Source organism: Bacillus sp. D48C (assembly GCF_053345735.1).
On sequence record NZ_JBKFAQ010000008.1, the window covers coordinates 165,222 to 179,996 of the forward strand.

Sequence of the window (14,775 nt, forward strand, 5' to 3'; positions counted from 1 at the left end):
ACAGAAAATACTTTCGGTTATGTTTTTATAGGAATTGCCTCAAATATGACGTAATCTATAAAAAAGCTTCATTTTATAAGTGTTTTTGTGCGATTCAAGAAAAAAATCTAGGAAATCCATCAAATGAAAGTAATTTAAAGTATTTAGGGTAGTTTTTTCCAAATAACATGGAGTATAAAAGCAGCGGAAATAAGCCATATACTTTTAGTGCTGTTCCTTTCTTTTACTTTTTCTTTCGCACGATTTAACTTGTGTTCTATTTCTTGTATCAGGTATAATATGGCTAAGTAGCTTAGTACGGGTATGCTTAGCAAAATTGGTAAAAATTATAATTTAATTACATTTTCATATCATATCGAATAAGATATTTGATTTATATAATGAAAGAGAGGTGAAACCTGGTTTAAAAAATAAACAAGGACATGATATCGCATAACGGTAAGGACATTCGTCTTGGACGGTGAATATATGGTGGTTGTAGAGTTTCCCCTGGTGTCTCTGCAATTTTAGTGAAATCAGTGTTTGCAAGATTTTTAAACCAGGCAACAACATGAAGAGAAAAGAGAATGAGTCTGTTAAAGTATTTGCTCTTGGTGGAGTAGGTGAAATCGGGAAAAACATGTACTGTGTTGAAATTGATTCTGAAATCTTTATTGTGGATGCAGGGTTAATGTTCCCGGGAGATGAAATGTTTGGAATTGATATCGTTATTCCTGATATTACATATTTAGTGGAAAACCAAGAGCGAGTAAAGGGTTTATTTATTACTCACGGTCATGAAGATCATATTGGTGGTATTGTTTACGTACTTCGTAAATTATCTATTCCAGTGTATGCAACGAAATTAACAGTAGGACTTATACAAGAAAAACTTGGCGAAGCGGGTATGTTAGGTCGTGTAGACTTAAAAACAATCGATTCAAATTCAACAGTAGAGTTTAATACTACAACGGTGTCATTCTTTGGAACGACACATAGTATTCCAGATTCTGTTGGTGTTTGTTTCCATACATCAAAAGGTGCAATCGTATATACAGGAGACTTTAAATTCGATCAAACTCCAATTGGAAATAGTGGAGCAGACCTTGGGAAAATGGCTCAAATTGGAAATGAAGGCGTACTTTGCTTATTATCTGATAGTACAAACGCAGAGCGCCCAGGTTATACAGGTTCTGAAAAAGAAGTTGGTGTAGAAATTTCTAAAGTGTTCTACGGCGCAGAAGGTCGTATTATCGTTGCTTCATTTGCATCGAATGTACATCGTATTCAACAAGTATTTGATGCAGCTGCCGAAACAGGGCGAAAAGTAGCGGTAGTAGGACGTAGTATGGTGAAAGTAGTAGACATTGCAAGACGTCTTGGTTATTTAGATGTTCCAGAAGGTATGGTTATTTCATTACAAGAAGTAGACAACTTCCCAGAGAAAAAGGTAGCTATTTTAACGACAGGTAGTCAAGGTGAACCGATGGCTGCTCTATCTAGAATGGCAAAACAAGCACATAAACAAATTTCAATTCGTAAAGGTGATACTGTTATCATTGCTGCTTCGCCAATTCCGGGTAATGAAATATCTGTATCAAAAATTATTGATTTGTTATTTAGAGCTGGAGCTGAAGTTGTTTATTACGGCGAAAGAAAAGTTCATGTTTCAGGTCACGGTAGCCAAGAAGAATTAAAATTAATGTTAAATTTAATGAAACCGAAGTACTTTGTACCCGTACATGGTGAGTTCCGTATGCAAAAAGCACATGCGTATTTAGCTGAAGATGTAGGTATTACAAGAGAAAATATCTTTATCGTAGAAAAAGGCGATGTAATTGCTTTTGGTGACGATGAAGCGAACTTAGTCGGTAAAGTACAAGCTGGTAATGTTTTAATTGATGGATTAGGTGTAGGTGACGTTGGAAATATCGTTCTTCGAGATAGAAAGATGTTATCTCAAGATGGAATATTAGTAGTAGTTGTAACGCTTGGTAAAGATGAAAAGAAAATTATCTCTGGTCCAGAAATCATTTCACGTGGTTTCGTATATGTTCGTGAGTCAGAAGCGTTAATTGAACGATCTACAGAGATTGTACGTATGATTGTTGAGCAGTCAATTAAAGAATATTCGATTGAATGGTCAATGTTAAAACAAAATATTCGTGAATTATTAGGACAGTTCTTGTACGAAGAGACAAAGAGAAAACCTATGATTTTACCGATTATTATGGAAGTATAAAAAAGATCACCCTTATGGGTGATCTTTTTTTTCTTTTTAACCCTATCGAATGAAATTTATAACTTAAGAAATAATAGTTATATACGAGTGAAAGGGGATGCGAAATGACAGAACGTGATCGATATACAAATGAAGAAAAAGAAACTGAGCCAAAAGAAGCTGGAAAAGAGGCTTCAATAGTAGAAAAAATTCAACAGCTTGGACAGACAAATGTACCACAGATGAATGAATCACGTATTCATTGTTTAACGATTATCGGACAAGTGGAAGGTCATGTTCAATTACCGCCGCAAAATAAAACAACAAAATACGAGCATATCATTCCGCAAATTGTTGCGATTGAACAAAATCCGAAAATTGAAGGTTTGCTTTTAATATTAAATACGGTTGGAGGTGACGTTGAAGCTGGACTAGCAATTTCAGAAATGGTAGCTTCACTTTCAAAACCAACAGTATCTCTAGTTTTAGGTGGGGGACATTCCATCGGTGTACCGATTGCTGTTTCTACTGACTATTCGTTTATTGCGGAAACTGCGACGATGACAATTCATCCAATTCGTTTAACAGGTCTTGTCATAGGTGTGCCGCAAACATTTGAGTATTTGGATAAGATGCAAGAAAGAGTTATTCGTTTTGTGACGAAGCACTCGAAAGTAACAGAGGATCGTTTTAAAGAGCTTATGTTTGCGAAAGGAAATTTAACGCGAGATATTGGGACGAATGTAATTGGTGGAGATGCAGTAAAGTACGGTCTTATAGATGATGTTGGTGGTATTGGAAATGCGATTCGAAAATTAAACGAATTAATAGATGTTCGCGCGGAAGGTAGTGCAGAAGGGACAATGTTACAATGATTTTATATACAATTATGCCAGAGCAACTTGTGTATCCGGCCGATTATTCACAATGTAAAAGTCAAAAAGTTGTAAATATAAATGGTGTGGAATTAATGGTTTCTGAAGAGGAACATGGGTGTTATTCTATTGTACGTGTGCTAAGTACGGACCCACTTCACTATTTAGAGTTTGAGCCCGGTCAGAAAATAACCTTTTAGCAAAAAGAAGGATTTTGTTTAGAAGCTATGGTATAATATAAAAAACAAGACGGTTGAGCAGCCATGAGTAGGCTGCTTTCTTCTGTTTATTTAGCATTTTACAAGAAGTGTAAAAATAGAAGATATAAAGACCTGAAAAATAGAGAAAACAGACATATAAATAGAGCATTTTTAGGGGAGCTTTACTTATATGTAGAACACGAGGTGAAGAAATGGCAAAACAAAAGCAAAGAGGGACGAAGGCAAAGGCAAGACGTACGATAAAGCCAACTTTGTATTATGAAATCGTCGGTTTAACTCTTTTTGCACTTTCAATCATTACGATTTTACAGCTAGGCGTTGTAGGGAAATCGTTTGTGTTATTTTTTCGCTTCTTCTTTGGTGAGTGGTACATAATTGGTGTGTTAGGTGTAATAGCTTTATCGGTTTCCTTTGTTATAAAACGCGGATGGCCGAACCTTTTAAATAAACGGTTAATTGGATTTTATTTAATTGTATTGGCAATATTAATGTTTAGTCATATTACATTATTTAACCTTCTTACAAAAGATGGAGCAGTGCAAAATACTTCTGTTATTGTGAGTACGAAAGATAACTTCTTTCTTGAAATGAAAAAAGGGCCAGATAGCGTTCATTTAGGCGGTGGTATGTTTGGTGCGCTTATGTTCGCGACATGTTACTTCCTATTCGACGAAGTAGGAGCCTATATCATTGGGATTATTTTAGTTATTCTCGGGGTACTCTGTATAACAAATAAACATATTGGAGAAGTGTTAGCTCCAGTTGGTAGAATTCTTAGAAGTCAATTTCAAGTGATGCAAGTGGATTATAAAGATTGGAGATCCAAAAGAACGGCTGAACAAACAGAAAAGAAAAAAACAACAAGAAGTACAAGAAGCAAACGTGCTGCAGAACAAGAAGAAGTGATTGAGCCGATGGAAGAAATCCAAATTGATCCGCCAATTATTTCAAATTTCACTGAGAATTATCCTGCAAATGAAGAAGAGGATAAACGAATTGAAGTAGAGCAAGAAGATTTGATCACTTCACCGTTTATTGAAGAGACTCCACCAATTGAAGAATCAAAGAAAAAGCGTGGAGAAAAAATCGTTGAATCGTTAGAGAGTGAAGCGCAAGCACCTCCTATGCAATTTTCAAATGTAGAAAATAAAGATTACAAGCTTCCTTCACTTGATATATTAAAATTTCCAAAGAATAAGCAAGTTACAAATGAAAATGCGGAAATTTATGAGAATGCTCGTAAATTAGAACGTACATTCCAAAGTTTCGGAGTGAAAGCGAAAGTAACAAAAGTGCATAGAGGTCCTGCAGTTACAAAATATGAAGTGTATCCTGATATGGGGGTAAAGGTAAGCAAAATTGTCAGTTTAAGTGATGATTTAGCCCTTGCATTAGCTGCAAAGGACATTCGTATTGAGGCGCCAATTCCCGGGAAATCAGCTGTAGGGATCGAAGTTCCGAACTCAGAAGTTTCGATGGTAACGCTGAGGGAAGTTCTTGATTCTAAGGCTAACAATCATCCGGAAGAGAAGTTGTTAATTGGTCTTGGCCGAGATATTACAGGTGAAGCTGTATTAGCCCGTTTAAATAAAATGCCCCATTTACTCGTAGCTGGTGCGACAGGGAGCGGGAAAAGTGTATGTATTAACGGTATTATTGTTAGTATTTTAATGCGTGCAAAACCACATGAAGTAAAATTAATGATGATTGACCCGAAAATGGTAGAGTTAAATGTATATAACGGTGTGCCTCATTTGTTAACACCAGTTGTAACTGATCCGAAAAAAGCATCGCAAGCATTGAAAAAAGTTGTGAGTGAGATGGAACGTCGTTATGAATTGTTTGCTCATAGTGGTACACGTAACATTGAAGGATACAACGATTATATAAAAGAGCATAATAGTCAATCAGAAGCGAAACAACCCGAATTACCGTATATTGTAGTAATTGTGGACGAGTTAGCAGATTTAATGATGGTTGCTTCGTCTGATGTAGAGGATGCGATTATGCGTCTAGCGCAAATGGCTCGTGCTGCTGGTATTCATTTAATTATTGCAACGCAACGTCCGTCAGTTGACGTTATTACGGGTGTTATTAAAGCGAATATTCCATCACGTATTGCATTCGCTGTATCTTCTCAAACAGATTCTCGTACAATTCTTGACGGTGGTGGTGCAGAGAAGCTACTAGGTCGTGGCGACATGCTGTTTATACCAATTGGTGCATCGAAACCTGTACGTGTACAAGGTGCATTTTTATCAGATGATGAAGTTGAGAGAGTTGTAGAATATGTTATTGGACAGCAAAAAGCACAATATCAAGAAGATATGATTCCGCAAGATGTTCCTGATACGAAGCAGGAAGTAGAAGATGAATTATATGATGAAGCGGTTCAACTTGTAGTGGAAATGCAAACAGCATCTGTTTCTATGCTACAACGTAGGTTTAGAGTAGGTTATACGCGAGCTGCTCGTCTAATTGATGCAATGGAAATGAATGGTGTAGTAGGTCCATATGAAGGTAGTAAACCGAGAGAAGTACTCATTAATGATGTACAAGAAAAAAGTTCTTAAAAAAGCCTAATTGTTTTTACAATTAGGCTTTTTTATATAGTGTTTTTGTTATATACTATACTCAGCAATAAAGAAAGGGCTTACATTTAGAGGGTATCTTTAGAATACGAATACTTTGAGTATGTTTTATGTAAATGTTCGATATTTAATGCAGAAAAATGTTGGATTTTGTTGACACGTATGAGAGCAAGTGGTAAGATTACTTCGAAAAGAATCACTGCCTCATATAATCTTGGAGATAAGGTCCATAAGTTTCTACCTGGCAACCATGAATTGCTAGACTATGAGGGGAAAAGTGTGTAACAAAGGATGTAAAGGATCTTTGTGCCGAACTTTTTCTCGAAATGAGGAATGTTTATGGTGCAAAGTTTTTTTTATACAGTAAAGAGTGAAAATTTCATTTTAAAAAATTATTATTATTTATTCGACAATTGCGCTTATTTTTAGTGGTTAGTCATTTGTACTATGTTGTAAGTTGAAAAAAGAGAAAAGAAGTCTTACATCAGAGGTCGAATAATTGAAATGCGGGGGAGTCTTATGTCAGTAAAATCCGATAGTCGTCACCTATATTTACGGGTGATTGATCACATCAAAGAAAAAATTAAAGATGGGGCTTATAAAGAACGACAAAAGTTACCATCAGAGTTTGATTTAGCGAAAGAACTTGGCGTAAGTAGAGCGACTTTAAGGGAAGCGTTACGTATTTTAGAAGAAGAAAATGTTGTCATTCGTAGACATGGTGTAGGGACATTTGTAAATGCAAAGCCATTATTTTCTTCTGGAATAGAACAACTTTCTAGTATTACAGATATGATTTCTAGTGTGGGGAAAACACCAGGAACGATCTTTTTATCATCATCTACTACAACTTTAACAGAAGAGGAAAAAGAGAAGTTTAATAGTGAAGATGGTTTCAATGCAGTGATGATTGAACGCGTGCGTACAGCAGATGGGGAACCTGTTGTATATTGTATCGATAAACTTGCAAAAGAAATATTGCCAGATTTATCGGGTTACAATGAGGAGTCATTATTAACGGTGATACATAATAACACGCATAAGCGCATAACATATGCGGTTGCTCACATTGAGCCAATTGGCTATCACCCTAAAATCTCACCGATTTTAGAATGTGAGCCTGAAACAGCACTGCTTGTATTAAAACAAATGCACTATGATCAAAATGATGAGCCAATCTTATATTCTATCAATTACTTTAGAGCTGATAAGTTTAGCTTCCACGTATTAAGAAAGCGTATGTAGGTAAGTTCCTTTTTAGGGAGGTGACAGCAAGAAGTAAGGGACAGCAGCGAAAGAATAAAAAAATATATATCATTTTTGGAGGGGTTTCTAGTATGAAGAAAAAAGCAGGTCTTTTATTATCATTAACATTAGCAGCAAGTACAGTTTTAGGTGCATGTGGTAACTCGGATAAGGCAAGCAGTGATAAGAAAGACACGAAAGACTTCAAGGTCGGTATGGTAACGGATGTTGGGGGCGTTGATGACAAATCGTTCAACCAATCGTCTTGGGAAGGACTAAAAAAGTTTGGTAAAGATAACGGATTAAAGGAAAAGACAAATTATCGTTACCTACAGTCTGAAAAAGAAGCGGATTATATTCCAAACTTAAAGAAATTTTCAAAAGATAAGTATGATTTATCTTTCGGAATTGGTTATAAATTAGAAGGTGCAATTAAAGAAGTAGCAAAAGAATCTCCAAAACAACAATTTGCAATCGTTGATACTGTAGTAGATGCACCAAACGTAACGAGCATTACATTTAAAGATCATGAAGGATCATTCCTTGTAGGTGCGGTAGCAGCTATGTCAACAAAATCGAATAAAGTAGGATTTGTTGGTGGGATGAAGAGTGATTTAATTAGTAAATTCGAAAATGGATTTAAAGCGGGTGCAAAAGCAGTAAATCCAAACATTGAAATCGTATCTGAATATGCAGAAGCATTCGATAAACCTGAAAAAGGTACAGTTCTTGCATCAGCAATGTATGGTCAAGGCGTAGACGTAATTTATCATGCTGCTGGTGGTACAGGTAACGGTGTATTCACTGAAGCGAAAAACCGTAAGAAAAAAGGTGAAAATGTTTGGGTAATCGGTGTTGACCGTGATCAAAACCAAGAAGGTATGCCTGAAAACGTAACATTAACTTCAATGGTAAAACGTGTAGATATCGCTGTTGAAAAAGTAGCGCAAGAAGCGAAAGACGGTAAGTTAAAAGGCGGTAAAGTAGAAGCGTTTGGTTTAAAAGATGACGGTATTGGTATTTCAAAAACAACTGATAACGTGAAAAAAGTTAACCCTGAAATTTTAACAAAAGTAGAAGAATTTGAAAAGAAAATTACAGACGGTGAAATTAAAGTACCGGCTACAGATAAAGAGTATAAAGAATATGAAGCTTCTCTAAAAAAATAAATAGAGAAATAGCAAAGGTTAGTTCATAGAACTAACCTTTGTATGTATAAAACTTCCGAATTGCTTAATAAGTTAATAGTGTAATAGGGAATGTTCCCTGTTAAAAGGAGGAACACAATGGAATACGTAATTGAGATGAATAACATTACGAAAGTATTCCCAGGCATTGTAGCGAATGATGATATTACGCTGCAAGTAAAGCAGGGTGAGATACATGCTTTACTTGGAGAAAATGGTGCAGGGAAATCCACATTGATGAATGTACTATTTGGTTTGTACCAACCAGAACAAGGTGAAATTAAAATTAAAGGAAAGTCTGTAAATATTACCAATCCGAATGTGGCAAATGACCTTGGTATTGGAATGGTTCATCAGCACTTTATGCTTGTTCATAATTTTACAGTTACAGAGAATATTATTCTCGGAAATGAACCGAGGAAAAAAGGGAAAATTGCTGTTGAGGAAGCTGCTAAAGAAATTCAAAAACTGTCTGAACAATACGGTTTAGCTGTAGATCCATATGCGAAAATACAGGATATTTCAGTGGGTATGCAACAGCGTGTTGAGATTTTGAAAACTCTTTACCGCGGTGCAGAAATTTTAATATTTGATGAACCGACAGCTGTGTTAACACCACAAGAAATTCATGAGCTAATTCAAATTATGAAAAAGCTTGTGCAAGAAGGAAAATCTATTGTTCTTATTACACATAAGTTGAAAGAAATTATGGAAGTTTGCGATCGTTGTACGATTATTCGTAAAGGAAAAGGAATTGGAACGGTTGACGTTGCAAATACGGATGAAAATAAACTTGCAGAATTAATGGTCGGACGTCAAGTGAATTTTAAAACAGAAAAAATAGACGCGAAACCAAAAGAAGAGGTACTTTCAATTGCAAATCTTGTTGTTCACGATGCACGTCAACTACCTGCTGTAAAAGGCCTTGACTTAACTGTTCGTGCGGGGGAAATTGTTGGGATTGCAGGGATTGATGGAAATGGACAAAGTGAATTAATAGAAGCAATTACTGGTTTACGAAAAGTTGAGTCAGGTTCTATTGCAATTAAAGGGAAAGAAATAACAAATTGGCCTGTTAGAAGAATAACAGAAGAAGGAATTGGTCATATTCCAGAAGATCGTCATAAACACGGACTCGTCCTTGATTTTTCTGTTAGAGATAATATAGTTCTGCAAACGTACTATAAGAATCCGTTTTCAAAGAAAGGGATTTTAAATTTCAGCAAAATTACAGAAAAAGCAAAGGCTCTTATTGAACAGTTTGATGTACGTACACCTAGTGAGCAAACTTTAGCACGCGCTCTATCTGGGGGAAATCAACAAAAAGCAATTATTGCACGTGAAGTAGACCGTGATCCAGATTTATTAATCGCAGCACAGCCAACACGTGGTTTAGATGTAGGAGCAATTGAATTTATTCATAAGAGATTAATAGAGCAAAGGGATAAAGGGAAAGGTGTATTACTTTTATCACTAGAGTTAGATGAAATCTTAAATGTTAGCGATCGAATTGCTGTTATTTATGAAGGGAAAATTGTAGCAATAGTTGATGCGAAAGAAACGAATGAACAACAGCTTGGATTGTTAATGGCTGGGGGAACAAAGAAGGAGCAGGTGGGTACAAATGGCTAAAAAACTTTTAACAGAACGAACGATAAATATTTTAGTCCCAGTACTATCCGTTATTTTTGGCTTACTTGTCGGAGCGATTGTAATGTTAGTTAGTGGTTATGATCCAATTGTAGGTTATAGTGCACTTTGGACAGGGATGTTCGGTAGCGCAAGTGCGATTGGTGAAACGCTTCGTACAATGATACCGCTTATTCTTGCTGGTTTATCAGTGGCGTTTGCATTTCGTACAGGTTTATTTAATATCGGGGTAGAGGGTCAATTGCTAGTTGGTTGGCTTGCAGCGGTTTGGTTCGGTTATGCAGTTTCACTACCAGCTTTCCTTCATATTCCATTATCTATTTTATTCGCAGCATTGGTAGGAGGAATTTGGGGCTTCATTCCTGGATATTTAAAAGGAAAGTTTCAAGTTAATGAGGTTATTGTAACAATTATGATGAACTATATCGCATTATATGTAACATATGACATCATTAAGCGCTTTTTACATGAAGGTAATGATAAAACGTATGACATTAAAGAGAGTGCATCACTATCTTCAGACTGGCTTGCTAGCATTACTGATGGTTCGCGTCTTCACTGGGGAATTATTGTAGCAATATTAATCGCTATTTTAATGTGGTTCTTATTAGATCGAACAACTTTAGGCTACGAATTAAAGTCGGTAGGATTTAATCAGCATGCTTCTCAATATGCAGGTATGAAAGTTTCTCGTAATGTAGTATTCTCCATGACAATTGCTGGTGCATTTGCGGGGATTGGTGGAGCGATGGAAGGATTAGGAACATTCCAGAGTATGACCGCGATGTCTTCGTTTACAGGAGTAGGATTTGATGGGATTGCCGTAGCATTACTTGGAGGGAATAATCCGTTTGGTATAATCCTTTCAGCTTTATTATTTGGTGGTTTGAAAAGTGCTTCCCCTCAAATGAACTTTGAGGCAGATGTACCATCAGAGCTTATTAATGTAATTATTGCATGTATCATCTTCTTTGTTGCATGTAGTTATGTGTTAAGATGGGCGCTTACACGCATGAGCAAGGAGGGGAAATAAATGAGCTTTTTAGATATATTAGCCATTCTTGTGACAGGTACGTTATATACATCGGCACCTATCATTTTCACAGCACTAGGTGGAGTATTTAGTGAACGATCGGGTGTTGTAAATATCGGATTAGAAGGACTAATGCTATTTGGTGCATTTATTGGAGTTGTTACAAACTTATTAATGGGTGATACTTGGGGAACGATGACCCCGTGGATTGCGTTATTATTTGCGGCAATTGGTAGTGGATTATTTGCATTACTTCATGCGGTAGCTTCTATTACATTCCGAGCAGATCAAGTTGTAAGTGGTGTAGCAATTAACTTCTTATCTCTTGGTTTAACGGTATTTGCAATTAAGAAGATTTTTGATAAAGGGCAGACTGACTTTATTCAGTATCGTATTGAAAAGATTGATATTCCAGGCCTTTCGGATATTCCGGTTTTAGGGAAAATATTTTTCTCGAATGTACCAATAACGTCGTATATTGCCATTATTTTAGCATTCGTTGTTTGGTATGTTATTTATAAAACACCGTTCGGTCTTCGTCTACGTGCTGTTGGTGAACACCCAATGGCAGCGGATACGATGGGGATTAACGTATATAAAATGCGCTATATTGGAGTCTGTATTTCAGGAGTGTTTGCTGGAATTGGTGGAGCGATTTTTGCAATGTCAATTTCTAATAACTTCTCAGGGGCAACTATTACAGGACAAGGTTTCTTAGCTTTAGCTGCTATGATTTTTGGGAAGTGGAATCCACTAGGCGCACTAGGTGCAGCTCTATTCTTTGGTTTTGCGCAATCTCTTAGTGTAACGGGCGGAACAATTCCTGTATTAGATCAAATTCCAAGTGTTTTATTAACGATATTACCATATGTATTCACAATATTAGCGCTTGTTGGTTTTGTAGGTCGTTCTGAAGCTCCGAAAGCATTAGGAACTCCTTATGAAAAAGGAAAACGATAAGTATTTTATAAGTATAAAAAAGCTCGCACATTAGTGTGGGCTTTTTTACATAGAATATATTTAATACGGAATTTTACTATGTTCCTTACATATTAAAGTTTTTAGAAAGAATCATATGTAAGCATAATAAGGGAGAAAAGTTGATTTTTTATTTCTAAAAACTGTATATTGAAGAGGAATATTCCTATATACGTAAAGGAGGGCTATAAATGAAACTAATGGAACAACAACTACATGAGTTAGGTGGTTTGCGCGTACATATTATTCCGACTGATAAATATAAAACGAATACCTTTGTATTTCGTTTTAAAGCGCCTTTAAATGAGGAGACGGTGACAGAGCGTGCCCTATTGCCATACGTATTGCAAAGTGCCACAGAAAAATTACCTTCTGTAATTCGTCTTCGTCAATATTTAGAAGAATTATACGGGTCTTCTTTAGCGGTAGATGTAAGTAAAAAAGGGGAAGACCATATTATCTCCATTTATGTAGACATTGCAAATGAAGTTTATTTACATGATGCACCACCGTTATTTGAAAAAGCGCTTTCTATGTTGTCTGATATTGTGTTACATCCAGCAACCGAGGGGAACGGTTTCCTATCTTCTATCGTAGAAAGTGAAAAAAGAGCACTGTTACAGAGAATTGAAGCTACTTATGATGATAAAATGCGTTATGCAAACGAGCGTTTAATTGAAGAAATGTGCAAAGTAGAACCGTATCGTTTAAGTGCAAATGGAAAAAAAGAGAGTGTTGCTTCTATTACAAATGAAAGTCTGTATCAATATTATCAAAAGGTGTTAGCGGAAGATGAGATGGATCTATATATTATTGGTGATATTTCAGAAAACGCCGTTGATCTTGTAAGTAAGTATTTTTCTATTTCAGCTCGTCCAGTGAGAGAAAGAAATGTACTCCTTCATAGACGAAATAATGAAGAAAAAGAAGTTGTTGAAAAACAAGAATTAAAACAAAGTAAATTACACATCGGTTATCGTACATTTGTCACATATAAAGATGAAGATTATTTTGCATTGCAATTGTTCAATGGATTGTTTGGTGGTTTTTCTCATTCGAAGTTATTCGTAAATGTGCGTGAAAAAAATAGTTTAGCGTACTATGCAGCATCGCGCTTTGAAAGTCATAAAGGTTTATTATTTGTTATGTCAGGAATCGAAGCGAAAAATTATGAAAAAGCAGTTGAGATTATTAAAGAACAAATGCTTGCGATGCAAAACGGAGAGTTTTCTGAAGAAGAAATACATCAAACAAAAAGTGTCATCCAAAATCAAATATTAGAGGCGATTGATACACCGCGTGGATTTGTAGAAATGCTATATCATGGTATTATTTCAGATCGTACACGTCCAGTTGAAGAATGGCTTACAGGTATAGAAAGTGTAACAAAAGAAGAAATTGTAAAAGTAGCTAAAAATATTGAACTAGATACAATTTACTTTTTACAAGGAACGGAGGGAGAGTAAATGGAAAAAATTGTTTATGAGCAATTAAAAGAAACACTCTATTATGAAAAACTTCCTAATGGATTAGATGTATATGTTTTACCGAAACAAGGATTTAATAAAACATTTGCGACGTTTACGACGAAATATGGTTCAGTAGATAATACATTTGTACCATTGGGGAAAGAAGAAATGATTCGTGTGCCTGATGGGATTGCACATTTTCTTGAGCATAAATTATTTGAAAAAGAAGATCACGATGCTTTCCAATTGTTTAGTAAACAAGGAGCATCGGCAAATGCTTTTACATCCTTCACACGAACAGCTTACCTTTTTTCATGTACTTCAAACGTAGAACAAAATTTAAATACATTGCTAAACTTCGTGCAAGAGCCTTATTTCTCTGAAAAAACAGTTGAAAAAGAGAAGGGGATTATTGGGCAAGAAATTCAAATGTATCAAGATAACCCAGATTGGCGTTTGTACTTTGGGTTAATTGATAGCTTGTTTGTAAAACACCCAATTAAAATTGATATTGCAGGCACAATCGAATCTATTAGTAAAATTACGAAAGATTTATTATATGAATGTTATGAAACATTTTATCATCCGAGCAATATGTTATTATTTGTTGTGGGTGCAATTGATCCAGAGAAAACAATGGATTTAGTACGTGAAAATCAAGCGGAAAAAGATTATAAAAACCAGCCAGAAATTGTGCGTTCATTTGAAGAGGAACCAAATGAGGTAAATGAAAAGAAAAAAATTATTTCAATGCCTGTGCAAACACCGAAATGTTTAGTTGGTATTAAAGCGACTAATTTAAAAGAAAAGGGGCAAGCGCTTTTAAAACAAGAAATTGCGCTTACGTTACTCTTAGATTATTTATTTGGAAAAAGTTCTGTTCATTACGAAGCTTTATATAATGAAGGACTTATTGATGATTCATTCTCGTATGACTATACAGAAGAAAATAACTTCGGTTTTGCAATGGTTGGTGGTGATACGAAACAACCTGATGAATTGGCAGATCGTTTAAAAGATATTTTATTAAAAACAGATTATGATCAATTAGATGCGGCGGCATTAGAACGAGTGAAGAAAAAGAAAATTGGTGGTTTTTTACGCTCGTTGAATTCACCAGAATATATTGCAAATCAATTTACACGATATGCGTTTAATGAATCTAGTCTATTTGATGCATTGACTGTATTAGAAGGGCTGACGGTTCAAGACTTACAAGAAGTAGCAAAATTATTGTTATCAGAAGAAAAAATGAGTGTTTGTCAGGTGTTACCGAAAAAATAACATTTTAAAGATACCCTCATCTTATCATTGAAAAATTGTAAG

At 35.6% G+C, this 14,775-nt stretch carries 11 protein-coding genes and 1 riboswitch; all 11 genes read left to right on the top strand.

Annotated features, from left to right (window positions below):
* The first annotated feature begins 550 nt into the window (after positions 1-550).
* The 11 genes from ACLBXA_RS19735 (at position 551) to yfmH (ending at position 14,733) form a co-directional block, all read left to right on the top strand.
* Positions 551-2,221, top strand: a complete 1,671-nt coding sequence (locus ACLBXA_RS19735) for a ribonuclease J (RefSeq protein WP_000823089.1) — start codon at positions 551-553, stop codon at positions 2,219-2,221.
* 104 nt (positions 2,222-2,325) lie between these two features.
* Complete coding sequence (gene tepA, locus ACLBXA_RS19740; protein WP_000139825.1) at positions 2,326-3,075, top strand: translocation-enhancing protein TepA; 750 nt, start codon at positions 2,326-2,328, stop codon at positions 3,073-3,075.
* The gene (locus ACLBXA_RS19745) at positions 3,072-3,275 is read left to right on the top strand and encodes a YlzJ-like family protein (protein ID WP_447617418.1); all 204 of its coding nucleotides are present in this window, start codon (positions 3,072-3,074) and stop codon (positions 3,273-3,275) included. The genes tepA and ACLBXA_RS19745 overlap by 4 nt, the downstream gene beginning before the upstream one ends.
* A 212-nt stretch (positions 3,276-3,487) precedes the next feature.
* On the top strand, positions 3,488-5,869 hold the full coding sequence (locus ACLBXA_RS19750) for a DNA translocase FtsK (protein ID WP_001118795.1): 2,382 nt from the start codon (positions 3,488-3,490) through the stop codon (positions 5,867-5,869).
* A gap of 202 nt (positions 5,870-6,071) precedes the next feature.
* Positions 6,072-6,173, top strand: a riboswitch (purine riboswitch).
* A gap of 233 nt (positions 6,174-6,406) precedes the next feature.
* The gene (locus ACLBXA_RS19755; RefSeq protein WP_000114182.1) at positions 6,407-7,132 is read left to right on the top strand and encodes a GntR family transcriptional regulator; all 726 of its coding nucleotides are present in this window, start codon (positions 6,407-6,409) and stop codon (positions 7,130-7,132) included.
* Between the two features lie 92 nt (positions 7,133-7,224).
* Positions 7,225-8,301, top strand: coding sequence for a BMP family lipoprotein (locus ACLBXA_RS19760; RefSeq protein ID WP_000725767.1), 1,077 nt, complete (start codon positions 7,225-7,227; stop codon positions 8,299-8,301).
* A gap of 117 nt (positions 8,302-8,418) precedes the next feature.
* Positions 8,419-9,951 carry an ABC transporter ATP-binding protein gene (locus tag ACLBXA_RS19765; RefSeq protein ID WP_000456928.1) on the top strand — a complete coding sequence of 511 codons (1,533 nt, stop codon included), beginning with the start codon at positions 8,419-8,421 and terminating at the stop codon, positions 9,949-9,951.
* Positions 9,944-11,002 (top strand): ABC transporter permease, encoded by a 1,059-nt coding sequence (locus ACLBXA_RS19770; RefSeq protein WP_001085255.1) that lies wholly within the window; start codon positions 9,944-9,946, stop codon positions 11,000-11,002. Before ACLBXA_RS19765 ends, ACLBXA_RS19770 begins: the two co-directional genes overlap by 8 nt.
* Positions 11,003-11,962 (top strand): ABC transporter permease, encoded by a 960-nt coding sequence (locus tag ACLBXA_RS19775; RefSeq protein ID WP_000008857.1) that lies wholly within the window; start codon positions 11,003-11,005, stop codon positions 11,960-11,962.
* A 209-nt stretch (positions 11,963-12,171) separates the two neighbouring features.
* Positions 12,172-13,446: an EF-P 5-aminopentanol modification-associated protein YfmF gene (gene yfmF, locus ACLBXA_RS19780; RefSeq protein WP_000772416.1), complete on the top strand. Its 1,275-nt coding sequence runs from the start codon at positions 12,172-12,174 to the stop codon at positions 13,444-13,446.
* A complete protein-coding gene (yfmH, locus tag ACLBXA_RS19785) occupies positions 13,447-14,733 on the top strand; it encodes an EF-P 5-aminopentanol modification-associated protein YfmH (RefSeq protein ID WP_000411972.1) in 1,287 nt (428 codons plus the stop codon).
* The last annotated feature ends 42 nt before the right edge of the window (positions 14,734-14,775 follow it).